General features: G+C 67.5%; 19 protein-coding genes. 11 read left to right on the top strand and 8 right to left on the bottom strand.

Annotated elements, in window-relative coordinates; genetic code table 11:
- The first annotated feature begins 45 nt into the window (after positions 1–45).
- From CSC76_RS14250 to CSC76_RS14230, 5 genes are all read left to right on the top strand, one after another.
- Complete coding sequence (locus CSC76_RS14250) at positions 46–513, top strand: hypothetical protein (RefSeq protein ID WP_162110659.1); 468 nt, start codon at positions 46–48, stop codon at positions 511–513.
- 320 nt (positions 514–833) lie between these two features.
- Positions 834–1196 (top strand): lysozyme inhibitor LprI family protein, encoded by a 363-nt coding sequence (locus CSC76_RS14245; RefSeq protein WP_162110658.1) that lies wholly within the window; start codon positions 834–836, stop codon positions 1194–1196.
- 59 nt (positions 1197–1255) lie between these two features.
- Positions 1256–3016, top strand: a complete 1761-nt coding sequence (locus CSC76_RS14240; RefSeq protein ID WP_162110657.1) for a glycoside hydrolase family protein — start codon at positions 1256–1258, stop codon at positions 3014–3016.
- A gap of 30 nt (positions 3017–3046) precedes the next feature.
- Positions 3047–3589: a hypothetical protein gene (locus CSC76_RS19130; protein WP_238394986.1), complete on the top strand. Its 543-nt coding sequence runs from the start codon at positions 3047–3049 to the stop codon at positions 3587–3589.
- A gap of 124 nt (positions 3590–3713) precedes the next feature.
- On the top strand, positions 3714–3953 hold the full coding sequence (locus CSC76_RS14230) for a DUF2789 domain-containing protein (protein WP_162110656.1): 240 nt from the start codon (positions 3714–3716) through the stop codon (positions 3951–3953).
- 64 nt (positions 3954–4017) lie between these two features.
- Here the strand turns inward: CSC76_RS14230 and CSC76_RS14225 are convergent, their stop codons facing one another.
- The 4 genes from CSC76_RS14225 to CSC76_RS14210 all read right to left on the bottom strand — a co-directional run bounded on the left by CSC76_RS14225 (position 4018) and on the right by CSC76_RS14210 (position 7175).
- Positions 4018–4596, bottom strand: coding sequence for a pyridoxamine 5'-phosphate oxidase family protein (locus tag CSC76_RS14225; protein WP_162110655.1), 579 nt, complete (start codon positions 4594–4596; stop codon positions 4018–4020).
- A gap of 84 nt (positions 4597–4680) precedes the next feature.
- Positions 4681–6114, bottom strand: a complete 1434-nt coding sequence (locus CSC76_RS14220) for a M20/M25/M40 family metallo-hydrolase (RefSeq protein WP_162110654.1) — start codon at positions 6112–6114, stop codon at positions 4681–4683.
- Positions 6115–6199: 85 nt separating this feature from the next.
- The gene (locus tag CSC76_RS14215; RefSeq protein ID WP_162110653.1) at positions 6200–6886 is read right to left on the bottom strand and encodes a phytanoyl-CoA dioxygenase family protein; all 687 of its coding nucleotides are present in this window, start codon (positions 6884–6886) and stop codon (positions 6200–6202) included.
- Positions 6887–6950: 64 nt separating this feature from the next.
- Complete coding sequence (locus CSC76_RS14210) at positions 6951–7175, bottom strand: hypothetical protein (protein WP_162110652.1); 225 nt, start codon at positions 7173–7175, stop codon at positions 6951–6953.
- A gap of 155 nt (positions 7176–7330) precedes the next feature.
- Between CSC76_RS14210 and CSC76_RS14205 the strand changes: the two genes are divergently transcribed.
- Positions 7331–7531 carry a hypothetical protein gene (locus CSC76_RS14205; protein WP_162110651.1) on the top strand — a complete coding sequence of 67 codons (201 nt, stop codon included), beginning with the start codon at positions 7331–7333 and terminating at the stop codon, positions 7529–7531.
- Between the two features lie 6 nt (positions 7532–7537).
- On the opposite strand, the gene CSC76_RS14200 is transcribed toward CSC76_RS14205, so the two are convergent.
- Positions 7538–7924, bottom strand: a complete 387-nt coding sequence (locus tag CSC76_RS14200) for a DUF6165 family protein (RefSeq protein WP_162110650.1) — start codon at positions 7922–7924, stop codon at positions 7538–7540.
- 123 nt (positions 7925–8047) lie between these two features.
- Here CSC76_RS14200 and CSC76_RS14195 point away from each other — a divergent pair, with 123 nt between their 5' ends.
- The 4 genes from CSC76_RS14195 to CSC76_RS14180 all read left to right on the top strand — a co-directional run bounded on the left by CSC76_RS14195 (position 8048) and on the right by CSC76_RS14180 (position 12704).
- Positions 8048–8665 (top strand): hypothetical protein, encoded by a 618-nt coding sequence (locus CSC76_RS14195; protein WP_162110649.1) that lies wholly within the window; start codon positions 8048–8050, stop codon positions 8663–8665.
- A 22-nt stretch (positions 8666–8687) separates the two neighbouring features.
- Entirely contained in the window at positions 8688–9137 is a 450-nt protein-coding gene (locus CSC76_RS14190; protein WP_162110648.1) for a hypothetical protein, read from the top strand.
- Positions 9138–9197: 60 nt separating this feature from the next.
- A complete protein-coding gene (locus tag CSC76_RS14185; RefSeq protein ID WP_162110647.1) occupies positions 9198–10439 on the top strand; it encodes an MFS transporter in 1242 nt (413 codons plus the stop codon).
- A 138-nt stretch (positions 10440–10577) separates the two neighbouring features.
- Complete coding sequence (locus CSC76_RS14180; protein ID WP_162110646.1) at positions 10578–12704, top strand: methyl-accepting chemotaxis protein; 2127 nt, start codon at positions 10578–10580, stop codon at positions 12702–12704.
- An 8-nt stretch (positions 12705–12712) separates the two neighbouring features.
- Here CSC76_RS14180 and CSC76_RS14175 read toward each other — a convergent pair whose 3' ends face one another.
- Positions 12713–13291 carry a mechanosensitive ion channel family protein gene (locus tag CSC76_RS14175; protein ID WP_162110645.1) on the bottom strand — a complete coding sequence of 193 codons (579 nt, stop codon included), beginning with the start codon at positions 13289–13291 and terminating at the stop codon, positions 12713–12715.
- 84 nt (positions 13292–13375) lie between these two features.
- Positions 13376–13819, bottom strand: a complete 444-nt coding sequence (locus tag CSC76_RS14170; RefSeq protein ID WP_162110644.1) for a hypothetical protein — start codon at positions 13817–13819, stop codon at positions 13376–13378.
- A gap of 165 nt (positions 13820–13984) precedes the next feature.
- Here CSC76_RS14170 and CSC76_RS14165 point away from each other — a divergent pair, with 165 nt between their 5' ends.
- On the top strand, positions 13985–14821 hold the full coding sequence (locus CSC76_RS14165; RefSeq protein WP_162110643.1) for a hypothetical protein: 837 nt from the start codon (positions 13985–13987) through the stop codon (positions 14819–14821).
- Positions 14822–14912: 91 nt separating this feature from the next.
- On the opposite strand, the gene CSC76_RS14160 is transcribed toward CSC76_RS14165, so the two are convergent.
- Positions 14913–15335 (bottom strand): hypothetical protein, encoded by a 423-nt coding sequence (locus CSC76_RS14160; protein WP_162110642.1) that lies wholly within the window; start codon positions 15333–15335, stop codon positions 14913–14915.
- Positions 15336–15561 lie beyond the last annotated feature (226 nt).

Below are 15561 nucleotides of genomic sequence, written 5' to 3'. Positions count from 1 at the left end.
CCGGCCATCCCGGCCGGTATTCCCAACGTGGATCAAGGAGTGACCATGAGCCAGAACCGCATCGCCCTGCAGTGGGACGTCGACCGCCTGAATTCCCTCGACGCCATCATCACCGCACTGGAAGGCCAACTGACCGACCTCATCGGCCTGAGCCCCGACGAACGCCGCGAACTCACCAAGATGGGCGACAAGTCCGAAGCCTTCTGCCGTCAGGCCGTCATCGTGCTGGCCGAGAACGCACAGGTGCTGCCGCGCAACTTCGACGTGGACGCCTACCGCGCCGACCTGGCGGCGCTGGACGCCCTGCGTCCGCGCCTGGCGCGCGTGCAACGCCTGTACGAGCGCATGGCCGACAGCGAAATGGCCCTGGGCAGCGACCTGATGGTCGCCTCGCTGGAAGGCTACGCATTGCTGAAAGTCGCCGGCCGCGGCGAAGGCCTGGACGCTCTGCGGCAATCACTGGGCGCGCGCTTCGACCGCAAGCGACGCCGCGAACCCGAACCGGCGGCGTAACCCGGCGCGCGATGCAGACCCGAGGCGGGCTTCGGCCCGCCTTTCAACGCCATCTGCCGGAGAGCCGCATGTCATCGCGGCACTGTCGGACAGGCAGCCGTCCACGTCCACGTTCATCTCTGGCAGACTGCCCATCGTCAGGAAGAGGTCAGGAGGACCCCATGGCAGTCTCGAGATTCACAGCCCAAGCGTTTGCACTTTCTCTGATCGCTTCCTGCACTGGATTGATTGGTTGCGCGTCCAGCACACCCGTGTCGGAGGAGCCCACTGGCCAGGCCGCCCCTGCGTCCGGGGCCGCCGGTCTGGATCAATCCAGGGTGATGGAAGAACTTTCGGCCCGTAGCCGAATTCCGGCCTCTGAACTGCGGGTGTTGCTGGGTGATTGTTCGCGCACACAGCTCGCCATGACCCTCTGCGCGTCTCGAAACCTTGTCGCTGCGGAACTGGAGTTGGATGCCCAACGGGAAGCGAAGCGGGCGTCGGTGGTGCCGGAATGTCGAGCTGAGATGGATGGAGCGCACATTGCCTGGAAGGCGGAGCGTGACCGGATCTGTAGTGAAGAGACGGAAGAAGATAAAGGGGGCTCGATGTACCCCATGCTCCTGAGTTCCTGCAAGACAACGGCCACCAAGGCGCGCATCCTCTGGGTGAAAGGCATGGGCGCATGTCCTGGAGAGCGCTAGGGCAGCTCTCGTTCACCCCAAGTGGATAGACAGTACAAACCAAGCCAAGGAGAAGGTGCATGCCCATCGACTACCACGAGCGGACGGAAGAAGAGTATCGGCGCCGGGCGAGCGTAATGATCCAGAACTTCGAAGGCTATCGTGCCGCGCCATACGACGCGGAGGATGGCAAGGCGACGATTGGTTTTGGCTATACGTTCAATCGCAACAACAATCTTGAACTGTGGGACAGGGCCGGTGTGCAGCTGTCTCAGACCGAGCGCCAGCAGTTGATGGCTATCGATAGGGCGCCAGATGGACAGAAGACGGCACTCGGGCTCGGGTTCGATGTGCGGATAACGCGCGAAGAGGCCCGAAGCTTGCTCGAGAACGCGAGTCTTCCGACATATGAACGCCCGGCTACGAATCTGGAGATGCCATTCTCCGATGAGCGTGCGGTTGTTGTGTCACTTACATACAACCGTGGCCAGGGGCGCATGGAAACCCACATGCAGGGGTTCAACGATGCCGTCACGGATGGCGATCGCGCGGAAGCATGGTATCAACTGCGTTACAACAGCCGAGGGACGAACGCTGATCCGGACGTGCAGCTTGGGTTGCGCGCCCGGCGCAACATGGAAGCCGAGATCTTCGGTCTCTACAATGATCCGTCGAATGTGTCGTCGGAAGAGGCGCGCAGCGTCTACAGAATGTTCCAGCTCCATCGCGACGACATTCTCGAGAACGAGCGCAATTGGGGGGTCGATCTGGACGGCAACCCGGCACGAAGCAACGCTATCGCGCAGGCCAACAACAATTATCCCGATCTAGTCCAAGAATACGGGCAAGTTCAGACATTGGCTGCTGTCTTGGAGCCAGCCAGAGACAGGTTTCTCGAAGATCTCAGAGTCGAGAATCCTGATCTCGCTGATCGTCTGCAGAGCGAGGACTTTGCAACGACGGCTATCCATTTTGATCCTGGTAGAGAGCTCCGAACCGGCCATCGTCTTCGCCAAGACCAGCGCAACAATACCCTTCAGGACGTCGATGAGAACCATGCCGTCACCCTCGACTCCCGCAGGATGCAAGGCAACATCGAGATCGCGAGCAACGATCTGCTTGTCGGCGATGGCGGCAACGACACGCTGCGGTCGCATCGTGGAGACGACGTCCTGATCGGCGGGCAGGGCCGCGACCGGATGGAAGGCGGTGAAGGCCGGGACACCTACGTGATCGAAGCGGGCGACACGGTGATGGACAGCGACGGTCTTGGCGAGGTGCGCTGGGGCGGGCAGGCGCTGACAGGTGGCGCGCGGGCGGCATCGGATCCCGTCGACACCTATCGCAGCGAAGACGGACGCTTCATCTACGCGTTGGACAACAACACCCTCTCGGTCACCGATACGTTGGCTTCGGATCCGGTATTGCGGGACCCGGTCGTGATCGAGAACTTCCGGAACGGTCAGTTGGGGATCACCCTGGGCGGGCCGCCGACAGATCCGCACCGTCCGGACGACCAGCGGCACGGGCGGGTGGTCGAGGAGGGGCACGGGCCTGGCAGCGCTGTCCCGTCCGGTCCAGCCTCAGCTCCTGATGCCGAGGATCGCCGAAGTGCGCGTGACCCTGAGCGCGGCCCGTTCAACGATCCTTTCGTCAACAAGGCCTATGCAGCGCTGCTAGCCGGCGACAGCAAGGAGCTTGACCACATCGCCCTCGAGTTTTCCCGATCGCCAGAGGGTCAGCGCATGGCGGAGGTGGGCGACCAGCTGCTGGCCCAGCATCAGCGAGTGGACGAACAGCAACGAAGCCAGGCACACCAGGCACCGGCAATGCACATGTGATGCGCACCACCCACGCGCAGGAGTACAAGGATGAACAACGCAGACGCGGAAAGCGCCATCAAGGCCATCTTGATGCTGCGCTCGGAGATGGCCCAGCGCGAAGCGCAGATGAGTGCTTCGTTCAGTCAGCAGATCCAATCGCTGCAACAGCAGGTGAGCCAGTTCAGGCACGAAGTGACAGGGATTGTCAGCGGGGCCAGCGCCCGGATCGCCACGGAGGCCAAGGAAGCGGTATCGCCCGTCGCCAGGGAGTACGACCGCGCCGTATCGGCGGCATTCGCGCAGCTGCACGGAGCTGGCAAGACCGTCTGGATGTGGTTCGCGGCGGCCGCCGCAATCCTGCTGCTGGTGCTGCTTGTCGGTTGGGTCGTGCTGGGCTATTACCGTCGGGAGCTCTCCACCGTCAAGGAGGAGCTGCAACGCTACGAGGATGCGATCCCCGTCCTCGAAGCCTATTACGCCTCCGATGTTGTCATCTGCGGCGACCGTGTGTGCGCCAACATCGATCCCAAGGGGCAGCGAACCGGGGACGAACGCCAGTACGTCCAGGTTAAACCGCGCCGTCGGCAGTGAATTTCGCGAGCGAGCGCCGCAAGGCGGGCCAGTGGTCTCCCTCGGGCTGCGTGCATCGATTCGGGTCCACCACCCGCTTCACACCGCCACGGTTACCCTGACGCCTCTCCCACGAGGCATCACCATGGAACACGCCATCCACCCCTTCTCCGAACTGTTCGCCCAACTGGGCCTGCCCGACGACCACGCCAGCATCCAGCAGTTCATCGCCACCCATTCCCCGCTGCCCGACGGCATGCGCCTCGAAGAAGCCCCCTTCTGGACGCCCGCCCAGGCCCAGCTGCTGCGCGAAGAACGCCTCGACGACGCCGACTGGGCGATGGTGGTGGACCGCCTGAACGTGGCGCTGCACGGCCGTCCGTAAGGCGGGCGCCGGCCCGCCTTCTCCTCCGTCGCCGCGCGATCCGGACGGTGGGCCAGGGCCCACCCTACGTCCGCCGGGCCTCTGCCAGCTGCGCTTCCAGTTCCGCGATGCGCCGGTCGCGCGCATCCAGCGCACGCTGCACATCGTCGGCTTCGAACCGCATGGGGATGTACTTCGGACAGTTCCAGTCGAAGGCCTCCACGTGGATCGTCATGGTGCGTTCGGTCCGCGCTTCGCCCGCTGATTCCTCCACGCTCAGCCGGCCCAGCAGCTTCAGCCGCCGCCGGTGCGTGTAGTCCATCAGGATCAACGCCACGCGATTGTCCTGGGCCACGTTGCCCACGCTGATGAACTGCCGGTTGCCGGGCAGGTCGGCGAACGTCAGCGTCTTCGCATCGACCACGCGCAGGAAACCCGGCGCGCCGCCGCGGTGCTGCACATACGGCCAGCCCGTTTCCGACACGGTGGCCATGTAGAAACTCCGCTGCGCATGGATGAACGCCGCTTCGTCCGGCCCGAGCTCCGCATTGCGGACCTCGTCCCCCGATTCGAAGGCGCGTGCGTACTGCGCGCGGCTGCCGTCGCGCGCCTGGACCTCGCGGACCGCAGGGGTGAAGGCGATGTTCGCGAACGCGTGTCTCATCTCGGTCTCCGGAACGTAGGGCGGGCTGAAGCCCGCCATCGCACACCCTGCGTCATCCCGCACGGCGGGCAGGGCGCCCCCGGCTCACTGCGCCGGCAACACCTGCGCCGGACCGCCCGTCACCCGGCCGCGCGTCTTGGCGGTTTCGCCCAGGTAGGCCAGCGCGAACTGCGTGAACTTGACGCTGTGCTGCGCCGACTCGCCCATCGTCGCCAGCGTGTCGTACGGCGTGTGGATGTAGGGGAAGCTGCCGCCCGGATCGCCGGCCTCGAACATCATCGCCGCCGGATAGCCGGCGTTCGTCCACGACGCATGGTCGGAACAGGCGTACCCGCAGGCGGTGTTGCTGCGCGTCAGTCCCATCGGCGCCAGGTAGGTGTCGAACAGGGTGACGAAGAAGTTCTTCAGGTCGGTGTTGGAGTAATCGCTGATCAGCTTCATGTCCGTGACCGCACCGGACTTGTAGTTGGTCATGTCCACCTGCAGCACGCTGACCACGTTGACGCCACTGGCGCGGAACGACTGCGCGATGGCGTTGGACCCGCGCAGGCCGACTTCCTCGGCCGCGTAGCCCATGAACTTCACCGTGCGCCGCGGCTGCCAGCCGTCGGCCAGCGCGATGCGCAGCGTCTCGGTCAGCGTGGCGATGCCGGACGCGTCGTCGTCGGCGCCCGGTGCCAGCTGGTTGGGGTCGTTGCGGGTGTTGCCGTTGATCGAATCCAGGTGCGCGCCCAGCACCACCACCTCATCGGGCAGGTCCCAGCCGCGGATGGTGAGGATCACCGACGGTTGCGTGCTGCAGGTGCTGCAGGCGGTGAACAGCTCGGTGGTGACGTCGCTGCGGCCGGCGGCCAGCGACTGCCAGTGGTCGCGGATCCATTCGGCCGATGTCCTGCCGTGGCTGCTGGCGTAGTAGCGGTTGCGGTAGCTGGAGAGGTGGTTGATGGTGTCGTAGAGGCGCTGTTCCTGCACCTGCGGCAGCCAGCGGCTGACGGTGGTCTGGTTGTCCAGCGCGTAGCGGGCGAGCGCCGATTTGGCCATGGCCAGCTTCGCCCGGTCGCCACGCACGAAGGCCTCGGCCTGCGCGCGGTCGGGGAAGGCGAAGTAGCCGCCGCAGCGGCGCTCGTTCTCGTGTACGTAGCGGCTGATCTCGCCCAGGCGAGCGGCCCGGGTTTCGGCGATCACCAGCGGCATGCCGGTGCTGTCGCGCGGCGTGGCCACACCACGGGCCAGGCCGCGGATGCCCTGCCAGGTCGCGTCGGAGGTCACGATGTACACCGGCGCGAACGGGTCGTCCGGTGCGGCCGTCGTGGTGGGCGGACCGCGCCTGCCACCGGCGGGCGCGCGCGCCGTGCGCACGCCCTGGCGCGATGGGTCCATGACGGACGCCGGGGCGTGGGCAGGCGCAGCAGCAACGTGCGTGCGCACCGGCGTCGACGGCGTGTCCGCGCGCAGCAGCGCCAGTCCGGCCAGCACGAAGAACCCCCATGTCGGCCAACCCGGCAACAACGGTCTCATGGTGCATCCCCCTGGATGGCGGCCCGTGGCCTCAGGACGGCCACGCTACCACTTCGCTGGCCGCGCCACGCGTGCCGAGGAGGGCCTACGCGGTCGGTGCGACCGGTGGCCACGGCGCCGGATCGAAGCGTTCGTCCGTGGCCATGCGCACGTTGCGCAGGTGCGCCGTGGCGAGGGGGGCGGCATGGCGCGGCTCGGCGAAGAAGCCGAACAGGATGGAGCGGCGGCGCGCGCCGCTGGGATTGAGGCTGGCGCCATGCAGCAGGTCGGCGTCGAACACCAGGATGTCGCCGGCGTGGCCGGACAGCTGGACCGCGCGTGCTTCGTCGGCCGGATCGAGCGCCGCGTCGCGGGTCGCGGGGCGGTGGCTGCCCGGCACCAGGCGGGTGGCGCCGGTGTGCGGGCCGTAGTCGGCGAAGAAGGCCAGCGCATTGACGGTATCGCCGCAGCGCTCGGCCGACAGGTCGCGATGCAGGCCCTGGTGGCCGGCGCCCTCCAGCGGCTCGCGGCCTTCCACCTGCGCCAGGAAGAAGCGCTCGCCGATCAGCGTACCGGCCGCGGCCAGCACCGCGGGCAGCCGGCACACCGCCTGTATCGTGGGGTCCAGGTCCACCAGCGCATGCCGCCACCCGGGCCCGCGCGGCACCGGCCAGGCATGCGAGGGCAGGACACCGTCGTCGAACGTGGCGCGGAGCGTGTCCAGCCAGTCGGACGGAATGGCCCCGCGCAGCAGGACATAGCCATCACGAAGGAGTGCGTCGCGGTCGATCATGGGATTCCTGTAGGTGGCATGGCGCGCTGCCGGAGCGCTCCCCGCCGCATGCCGCGGCGACGACTTACGCGCGCCCCCAGCCATTGTCGCGCGCCAGCGCCAGCGCTGCGCGTTCGGCGGCCTCGCGCGTGGCGTGGCGGGTACGGGTGACCACGTCCACGCGCGCCTGGCCCGAGGCGGTGCGGAACATCGCCCGCGCCTGCCAGTACGTCGCGCCCAGCGCATCCACGCGCTCCAGCGTCTGTACCGTCAGCGGGCAGCCATGCTCGACGATCGTGCGCACACTCATGCCGCGACTCTACCGCCAAGCCGGGCCCGGCGGCTGCGCCTTCCGTCGCAGGAATGCGGTCCGCCCGCAGGCGGCGGCCCGCCGGGCATGCGATGACGCCACGCATACGGACCCGCCGCTACGGTGGGGGCCCTCCCTGAAAGGACACGTGCCCCATGCCCCCGAGCACCCGCGAAGACGTCATCCTGCAACTGGACCGCGTGGATACCGCGCTGGAGGCGCCCGAGGCCGACAAGGCGGCGCTCCTGCGCGAGGCCCTGGACTGGCTTGCCGAACATCCGCCCAAGGTGGCCGCCGACGCGCTGTACTACCGCGAGCGGCTGGAGGTGATCCGCCAGCGCCACGGCGCCGCATGAGCGGCCTCAGGCCTGGTACTGCTTCTCTTCGATGAAGCGCGAACCGGCCAGGCGGTTGATGGCGTTCTTCACCTGGATGCGCTCGCCGTTGTGGCGCGCCACCGAGCGCGCCAGTTCGACGAAGTCCGCGTCGAACGCCTGCGCGGCTTCCTTCGCGCGCAGCGCGTCCTGCACGTCCCACATGCGCTCGTTGATCGCGCGCAGCTGGTCCTTCATTCCTGCCAGGTCGGCCTGCGCCGCCACCTGCGCGTCCCACAGCGTGCGCAGACCCTCCAGTTCCACCTGCACATGCGCGCGCTTGCCGGCATCGTCGATGCGCGCGGCCTTGATTTCCAGGATGGACAGCTTGTCGGCCAGTTCGCCGATGGAGACGGGGATCAGGATGGTGTTCATGTGCGCATTCTAGCGCCGCGCCCCGAGGCGCCGGGGCGTGCGGCCAGGGGCGCCGATTGCGCGACCCGGCGGAGTGCGCTGGAATAGGGCATGCGCGCCGGGGGGCGTCTCCAAGGGGAACACATGCGGAACTGGATAACGGGCCTGCTGCTGCAGGTAGGTGTGGTCGTGTCTGCGTCGGCGCAGGAACAGGCGGCAGTACCCGCGGCGGAACCGGCCACGGGCACGCTGGTGGTGGAGGTCAAGCCCTTCCGCAGCGACAGGGAACTGCCGGCCAAGGCCGTGGAGCAGCTCAAGAGCGGCGGGCTGGAGTGGGGCCTGCGCGACGGGAAGATCGTGTTCACGATGGTCGGCAAGCAGGTCATCGACTTCCCGATCAACCACCTGACGCGCTACGGCCAGCAGGAGAGCGTGTCGCTGCCCGCCGGCGAGTACCGGGTGACCGGCATCGGCCTGGAGATGCATACCAGTTTCAGCGTCAAGAAGGTGCTGGAGCGCGGCGCGTTCTTCAACGAGGACGCGGTAGTGTTCCGGATCGAACCCGGCAGCACCCCCACGCTCTCGATCGATCCGGTGATCGGCAAGGACGCCATCTTCGGCAGCACGTTCTACGTCCCCACGCTGTTGGCCAGCGTGGTGGGCGATGCGGACGCGACGACGCCGGTGCCGTTGAACGTGCGCGGCCCGGCCTCGATCGCGTGGCCGCAGTACACCGGGCCGCTGAAGTTCGTGGCGAAGTGATCGCGCGCGCGGGGCAGTGGCGATGAACGTGCTGAAGGTGGGCTTCTTCGCCGCTGTGGCGGCGCTGGCGGTGCTGGCCGCGCGCGAATACCTGCCGCGCGATGCGGTGAAGGCGGTGGCCGCGCGCGTCACCGGCGGGGCCGCGACGGAATCCGGCGCGCCCAGCCGCCACGGGTTCGTCGACATCCCGCTGCCGGACGGACAGTCCGGCCATCACGTGGTGATCTTCGCGCCCGCCAACTGCCCGTCCGACGCGGCGCAGCGGGCGGAGGCGCTGGCGCGACGATTGGACGACGCCGGCATTCCGTACACGCGGTCGCAGAGCGCGAACTTCAGCACGCTGTCGTCGCAGGACGAGGCGAACCGGGTGATGTCGGTGATGAACGGGCCGATCCCGATCGTCTTCGTGCGCAAGCGCGCCCGCGCCAATCCCGACGCCGAGGCGGTGATGGCCGAGTACCGCGGCGGCTGAGGCCGCAGCGTTCCATCCGCAGGGTCGACCCCTGCTGTTGCGCTGCAGCATAATGGCGGGATGGATGTCGCACCGCCCCTCGTTTCCTCTTCGTCCGTCGCCGACGCGCTGACGCCCCGCCAGATCGGCCTGATCCTGTTCGCGCTGACGTTGGGCGGTTTCGCCATCGGCACCAGCGAGTTCGCCAGCATGGGGCTGATGCCGAACATGGTGGCCTCGTTGGGCGTGACCGAGCCGCAGGTGGGTCACCTGATCAGCGCCTATGCGCTCGGCGTCGTCGTCGGTGCGCCGCTGCTGGCGATCCTGGGCGCGGGCTGGAAGCGCAAGACCCTGCTGCTGGCGCTGATGGGCTTCTACGCCCTCGGCAACCTGGCCAGCGCGCTCGGCCCCACCTACGAAAGCCTGCTGGTGTTCCGCTTCATCGCCGGCCTGCCGCACGGCGCGTATTTCGGCGTGGCCGCACTGACGGCGGTGGCGATCAGCCCGCCGAACAAGCGTGGGCGCGCGATCAGTCTGGTGATGCTGGGGCTGACCCTGGCCATCCTGATCGGCAATCCGCTGGCGACCTGGCTGGGCCAGGTGATCGACTGGCGCTGGGTGTTCGCCTTCGTCGCGCTGATCGCGCTGGCGACCGCCACGCTGCTGGCGATCTGGTTGCCCAGGGGGATCGAGGGCGCCAAGGCGCATCCGCTGGACGAACTGCGCGCCTTCCACCGCCTGCCGGTCTGGCAGGCACTGGGCATCGGCGCGATCGGCTTCGCCGGCATGTTCGCGGTCTTCAGCTATCTCGCGCCGACGATGCTGCAGGTGACGCGGGTGGCCCCGGCGTGGATACCGCTGGGCCTGGCCGGTTTCGGCGTGGGCGGGGTGATCGGCAACTTCGTCGGCGGCTGGCTGTTCGACCGCATGCAGCTGCGCGGCGCATGGATCGTCCTGGTCTGGGCCACGGCGATGCTGTTGCTGTTCCCGCTGATGGCGCAGACGCTGCCGACGATCCTGCTGGCCACCGTGGGCATCGGTTTGATGGGCGCGCTGGGGCCGATCCTGCAGTCGCACCTGATGGACGTGGCCGGCGATGCACAGACGCTGGCGGCAGCGTCGCACCACGCGGCCTTCAACACCGCCAACGCGCTGGGTCCGTGGCTGGGCGGCATGGCGATCACCGCTGGTTTCGGCTGGACCTCGACGGGCTACGTCGGCGCGGCGATGGCGGTCGCCGGCCTGCTGATCTACGGCTGGGCGCGGCAGACGCTGCGCGCGGGAGAGACCGCGAACGGCGTCGTGTGTGAACCGTCGCGCTGAGATCGGCGCATAAAACTGTCATCTGGATGAAATATTGAGGCGGCGGTTCCCGAAACGGAGCACCGCGCGCGTAATCATTCAACTCCCGGTGTCCGGTGCCGCTAAGGGAGTGCCTTCCTTTCCCGTATCGCACCCCCCATGGCGTCGTCCCCTGTTTCCCGTTCCTTCGGCCTGCAGACCAAGCTGCTGGGCGCCCTGGCCTTGGGCCTGGCCGTCATTCTGCTCTGCGCGCTTGCCGGCCTGGGCTCGGCCTGGTTCAGCTTGTCCACCGAGGTGCCGGTGCAGGTCGCACAGTCGGCCGACGGCGAGCGACTGAGTCGCGAATTCCGCGTGCAGGTGCAGGAGTGGAAGAACATCCTGATCCGTGGGCATGACGAAGCACAACGCACCAAATACGTGGGTGCGTTCGATGCCAAAGGGCGGGAAGTTGCCCTGCTGGCCGAGCGCTTGTCGCGCGAACTCGCGGATCCGCACGCCCGCAATCTCGCCGTTGCATTCGCAACCCAGCATGCGGAACTAGAGCGCAACTATCGCGCCGCGTTGGAACAGTTCGCCGCTGCCGGCTACGACACTCAGGCCGGCGATGCGCTGGTCAAGGGCATGGATCGCCAACTGGGCGAGACCCTTGAAGCGCTGGTGTCGCGGACGAAACGCATCGGGGACGAGGCCGTGGTCGCGCGCTCGCAGGACGCACGAAGCACGCTGGTATGGTGCGCCATGCTATCCCTCGCCGCCGCCGTCGTGCTGGTGCTGCTATTGGCATGGTGGCTGCGGCGTTCGGTGATCCGCCCGGTCATCGATGCGGCGGCTGCCGCGCGCGCAGTGGCCGAGGGCCGGCTCGACCGGCGCCTGGACGTGCGCAGTCGCGACGAGATCGGCCAGCTCGGCACGGCGATGATGAACATGACCTCCACCCTGCAAGGCGTCATCGCGGAGCAGGGCGAGATGGCGAAGCAGCACGACGAGGGACGGATCAGCTATCGCATGGACGATACGCATTTCCCGGGCGAATACGGTCGCATGGTGCGCGGCGCCAACGCGCTGGTGACTTCCCACTTGGACGTGATGCAGCGGCTCGTCGAGCTCATGCAGCGCTATGCCATAGGCGACCTTTCGATGGACATGGAGCCGCTGCCGGGCGAGAAGGCGGCGCTCACGGAGGCCATGCGTACCACCAAGGCGAACCTGTCGGCGATCAACGGCGAGATCCGTGGTCTGGCGCAGGCGGCCGCCGCCGGCGATTTCAGCCGGCGCGGCGACGCGGCGCGCTACGAACACGACTTCCGGGCGATGGTCGATGGACTCAACCGTCTGATGGAAACCACCGAGGGCAACCTTGCTGACGTCTCCAAGCTGCTGCGTGCGATCGCGCGTGGCGACCTGACCGCGCGCATGGAGGGCGACTTCCATGGCGTGTTCGCCACCATGCGCGACGACGCCAACGCCACCGTGGCCCAGCTGACCGACATCGTCGGTGGCATCCAGCAGGCATCGATGGCGATCAACACCGCGGCAAGCGAGATCGCCGCGGGCAACAGCGATCTGGCGCGCCGTACCGAACAACAGGCCGCGAATCTTGAAGAAACGGCGGCGTCCATGGAGGAGTTGACGTCCACTGTGCGCCACAACGCGGACTCCGCGCGCCAGGCCAATCAACTGGCGATCAGCGCCGCCTCGGTCGCGTCGGAGGGCGGCGCTACGGTGGAGCGTGTCGTGGACACCATGGCCCAGATCGAGCAGTCATCCCGAAAGATCGCCGAGATCATCTCGGTCATCGACGGGATAGCCTTCCAGACCAACATCCTGGCGCTGAACGCCGCGGTGGAGGCTGCGCGTGCCGGCGAGCAGGGTCGCGGCTTCGCGGTCGTGGCTTCGGAAGTCCGTACCCTGGCGCAACGCTCGGCGGACGCGGCGAAAGAGATCAAGGGTCTGATCGAAACGTCCGTGGACAAGGTCGCCGATGGCGCGGCGCTGGTGAATCAGGCCGGCGCCACGATGGGCGACATCGTCGCCAGCGTCCAGCGCGTGACCGACATCATGGCCGAGATATCGGCGGCTTCGCAGGAACAGTCGGCGGGCATCGAGCAGGTCAACCTGACCATCATGCAGATGGATGAGGCGACGCAGCAGAATGCGGCACTCGTGGAGGAGGCCTCGGCCGCGGCCCGTTCGATGGAAGAACAGGCCCACGCATTGTCGGAATCGGTGGCCGTGTTCAGGACGGACGCGCGCGCCGCGCCGCGGCGGTGGGCCGTAGCGGCCTGATCCCCGCGCTACGCCGGCGACGACGCCGCAGGCGGTGGGCCCGACCGCCAGCGCCGCGTGGTGCGCTGGAAGAACTGGCTGTTGGGAATCTGCAGCACGGTGTCGCCGCGCAGTGCGTCTTCTTCCAGCAGGGTCGTATAGAGCAGGTTGATGTCGATGACACGGCCGCGCAGGCCGGGCTTGTCGCCGCTCTCCAGCACCTCGATGTGGTCGTGCACCCGGAAAGGTCGCGTGGTCAGGATCAGCACGCTGCAGAAGATGTTGGACAGCACGCTCCAGGCGGCGAAGAACGCGACGGCGGCCACCGCGGTGAAGCCGGTCAGGGCAGCCCACAGCACGCTGGCCGACACGCCCAGCCGCCCCAGCGCGACCATGAACGCCGAGACGTAGACCACGACGCCCAACAGCCGGCGCGCGCTGACCGCCACCTGCGCCGGCAGGTGGTAGTGCGCGCACAGGCGCTTCACCACGAGGCGGAGCACGCGCAACAGCAGCCAGGCGGCCAGCAGGACGGCCAGCGCCTGTGCGATCGGGATCGCCGCCTCGGTGCCTTCGCGTACCCAGCCGGTGAGTTCGGGCCCGCTCATCGCCCGGCCTCGAAGGAAGCCGCTGTGGAAAGGATCTCGACGCGCATGTTCATGCCGGAAGGGTGGCCGCGCGCATGCGAACGGTCAAGGTTCGAAGGGATGCGCCTTGCCGCACGCATAGACATGGTTGTAGGCGCTGGACATGCACTGGTAGAAATCCCGGCGCGCGCCGGTGGCGGCCTGGCAGTCCTGCACGGTCAATACGGCCAGCAGCGCCTCCAGCGCCGGCGTGGCGGCGTCGTAGGCGGCCTGGCTCAGGTAGCCGCTGCGCAGGTTCTTCCCGCTCACCTCCAGCATGGTGTCCACGCCCCAGCGCGCGTTCTCCACGGCCTTGTCGCAGTCAAGCGCGGGTGCCGCCTCCTGCACGCTCGACAGGTGCTCCGCGATCGCGGCGACGTCGGCCTGCACCTGGGCGGGGAGCGTCCGGAGCGGTGCATCGGCCTGCGCGCCCGCTGCAGCGCTCGTCAACGACAGGACCGGCAATGCGAGGCGGACCAGCGTGCGGGGGATGCGTCGGGCAGAGGCCATGGTCGCCAAGTGTGATGTGGGTGCAGTCCGCATTGTAGGTCGACGCGCTTGTGGCGGCACTCGCCCCTTGCAAGAATGCCGGGGCGCCGGAGCCGGCGCCGGCGCCGGCAGGAAGCGGTGCCCGTCGTACCGGATCGATCGACACTTCCACTCTGTGAGGACCACATGACCTACAAGCTACTTGCCGCCATCGCGCTCGCTCTGACGACCGTGGCGCCCGCCGCCTTCGCGGGTGAATGCGAGGACAACTTCAGCAAGTCCGGCAGCATATTCTCCGGTACCGACTTCTCCAGCCGCGTCACCGTGCCCGATCTGTCGGTCAAGGACGCGATGGGTCAGATGCGCGGCATCATGATCGCCGAGAAGATGGACGTGATCACCGAGGATGCCGAGACCGGCACGATGCTGGTCGAACAGCGCTCCACCAACACCACGCGCGCCATCCCCACGCTGATCGCCATCAGCGCCGAGGGCGGTGCCGCCACCGTGCAGATGACGGTGAAGACCGAAAAGGGCCAGATGGCCAAGCAGGACGCGATTCGTCCGTACATGTGTCAGCTGCTCGCCAAGGTGAAGGGCGGCAAGGAAGGCCGTGCGGCGGCCGCGCAGGGGGCGAAGACGCAGAACAACGCCGACGTGACGGTGAAGGATGTCTACGTGTTCTCGCGCGAGATCGCGCGCGAGGCCAAGGGCAATGCGGTGGCCGTGACGGCACGCCACAAGGGCCGTCACTACGCCCTGCGCGGTCGAGTCGATTACGTGCAGGAAGACGGCCAGGACTACAACGTTTCCTTCGACATCCCCGAGCAGGGTTCCGGGCTGCTGCAGGTGCCGGGCGACAACGAGCCGCGCGTGGGCGTGGCCTGCCTGTTCAAGCCCAACCAGCTGGCCAACGTGCTGACCTTCCGCAAGGGCGACAAGGTGACGTTCAAGGGGCAGTTCCTGCGCTACGACGACTTCAAGCGGGTGCTGTGGCTGCAGAACTGCGTGCAGACCCGCTGAGCCGTATCCGCGCCTGAGGGTGGAACAAGCGAAGGGCGCCCGGAAAGGGCGCCCTTCGCCGTTGCGGAGTGCGGGACGTACAGGCTGCGGGTCAGTCCGCCTGGCGCCGGAACACCCCGACATTGGTGTAGCTGCGGCCGTCGCTCAGATGGCCGCGCATGCGGATCACCAGCGTATCCCCGTCGACCAGCTCGCGTTCCGACCACTGCACCTCGCGGCCATCGTGCCAGGTGGTGGAGTGCAGCAGCGTGGGCGAGACCGATTCGAAGCTCAGGGCGTCGGCATGCGGCGTGTCGTGGAACGGATAGGGCGCCCCGTCAGCGCGGCCGCCGAACGCGGCGCGATGCCGCTTGCCGTTCTTGCCGAACCATTCCGAGCTGATCGAGAGCATGCCGTCTTCCGTGCAGGCGAGGCGGTAGTGCCCGCTGCGCGGCGGGTGCCCCAGCTGGTAGTCGCATTGTTCGGGGAGCAGGTGCCAGGTGCCGGCGAAGGCGGCGGCGGCATGGGGGGGCATGGACACTCCTTGTACGGGACGGACGCGGCGGTGGCGGAGAGCCACCATGCTAGCGAGCCACCGGGGTGGGGGAGTTGCTAACGCCGTCGCAGTTCCGCATGGACCGGCCAGCCTTTCGTAGACATCCGGTTGCCATAATTGATGGCAATGACCGAGGTGTTTATGGGCAACAGCAAGCAGTACACAGATGAGTTCCGGGCCGAAGCGGTGAAGCAGGTGATCGAGC

The organism is Pseudoxanthomonas mexicana, from assembly GCF_010093385.1.
Lineage (GTDB): Bacteria > Pseudomonadota > Gammaproteobacteria > Xanthomonadales > Xanthomonadaceae > Pseudoxanthomonas_A > Pseudoxanthomonas_A mexicana.
Note: the sequence above shows the minus strand (reverse complement) of the source record. Positions and strands in the feature narration are given on the sequence as shown.

Excerpts from the sequence above, each read along its gene's own strand:
- CSC76_RS14250 (WP_162110659.1), top strand. The coding sequence starts at position 46 with ATGAGCCAGAACCGCATCGCCCTGCAGTGGGACGTCGACCGCCTGAAT.
- CSC76_RS14195 (WP_162110649.1), top strand. The coding sequence starts at position 8,048 with ATGCGGAACTGGATAACGGGCCTGCTGCTGCAGGTAGGTGTGGTCGTG.
- CSC76_RS14220 (WP_162110654.1), bottom strand. The coding sequence starts at position 6,114 with ATGAGACCGTTGTTGCCGGGTTGGCCGACATGGGGGTTCTTCGTGCTG.
- CSC76_RS19130 (WP_238394986.1), top strand. The coding sequence starts at position 3,047 with ATGAACAACGCAGACGCGGAAAGCGCCATCAAGGCCATCTTGATGCTG.
- CSC76_RS14210 (WP_162110652.1), bottom strand. The coding sequence starts at position 7,175 with ATGAGTGTGCGCACGATCGTCGAGCATGGCTGCCCGCTGACGGTACAG.
- CSC76_RS14205 (WP_162110651.1), top strand. The coding sequence starts at position 7,331 with ATGCCCCCGAGCACCCGCGAAGACGTCATCCTGCAACTGGACCGCGTG.
- CSC76_RS14175 (WP_162110645.1), bottom strand. The coding sequence starts at position 13,291 with ATGAGCGGGCCCGAACTCACCGGCTGGGTACGCGAAGGCACCGAGGCG.
- CSC76_RS14230 (WP_162110656.1), top strand. The coding sequence starts at position 3,714 with ATGGAACACGCCATCCACCCCTTCTCCGAACTGTTCGCCCAACTGGGC.
- CSC76_RS14185 (WP_162110647.1), top strand. The coding sequence starts at position 9,198 with ATGGATGTCGCACCGCCCCTCGTTTCCTCTTCGTCCGTCGCCGACGCG.
- CSC76_RS14240 (WP_162110657.1), top strand. The coding sequence starts at position 1,256 with ATGCCCATCGACTACCACGAGCGGACGGAAGAAGAGTATCGGCGCCGG.
- CSC76_RS14200 (WP_162110650.1), bottom strand. The coding sequence starts at position 7,924 with ATGAACACCATCCTGATCCCCGTCTCCATCGGCGAACTGGCCGACAAG.
- CSC76_RS14170 (WP_162110644.1), bottom strand. The coding sequence starts at position 13,819 with ATGGCCTCTGCCCGACGCATCCCCCGCACGCTGGTCCGCCTCGCATTG.
- CSC76_RS14165 (WP_162110643.1), top strand. The coding sequence starts at position 13,985 with ATGACCTACAAGCTACTTGCCGCCATCGCGCTCGCTCTGACGACCGTG.
- CSC76_RS14160 (WP_162110642.1), bottom strand. The coding sequence starts at position 15,335 with ATGCCCCCCCATGCCGCCGCCGCCTTCGCCGGCACCTGGCACCTGCTC.
- CSC76_RS14215 (WP_162110653.1), bottom strand. The coding sequence starts at position 6,886 with ATGATCGACCGCGACGCACTCCTTCGTGATGGCTATGTCCTGCTGCGC.
- CSC76_RS14225 (WP_162110655.1), bottom strand. The coding sequence starts at position 4,596 with ATGAGACACGCGTTCGCGAACATCGCCTTCACCCCTGCGGTCCGCGAG.
- CSC76_RS14190 (WP_162110648.1), top strand. The coding sequence starts at position 8,688 with ATGAACGTGCTGAAGGTGGGCTTCTTCGCCGCTGTGGCGGCGCTGGCG.
- CSC76_RS14180 (WP_162110646.1), top strand. The coding sequence starts at position 10,578 with ATGGCGTCGTCCCCTGTTTCCCGTTCCTTCGGCCTGCAGACCAAGCTG.
- CSC76_RS14245 (WP_162110658.1), top strand. The coding sequence starts at position 834 with ATGGAAGAACTTTCGGCCCGTAGCCGAATTCCGGCCTCTGAACTGCGG.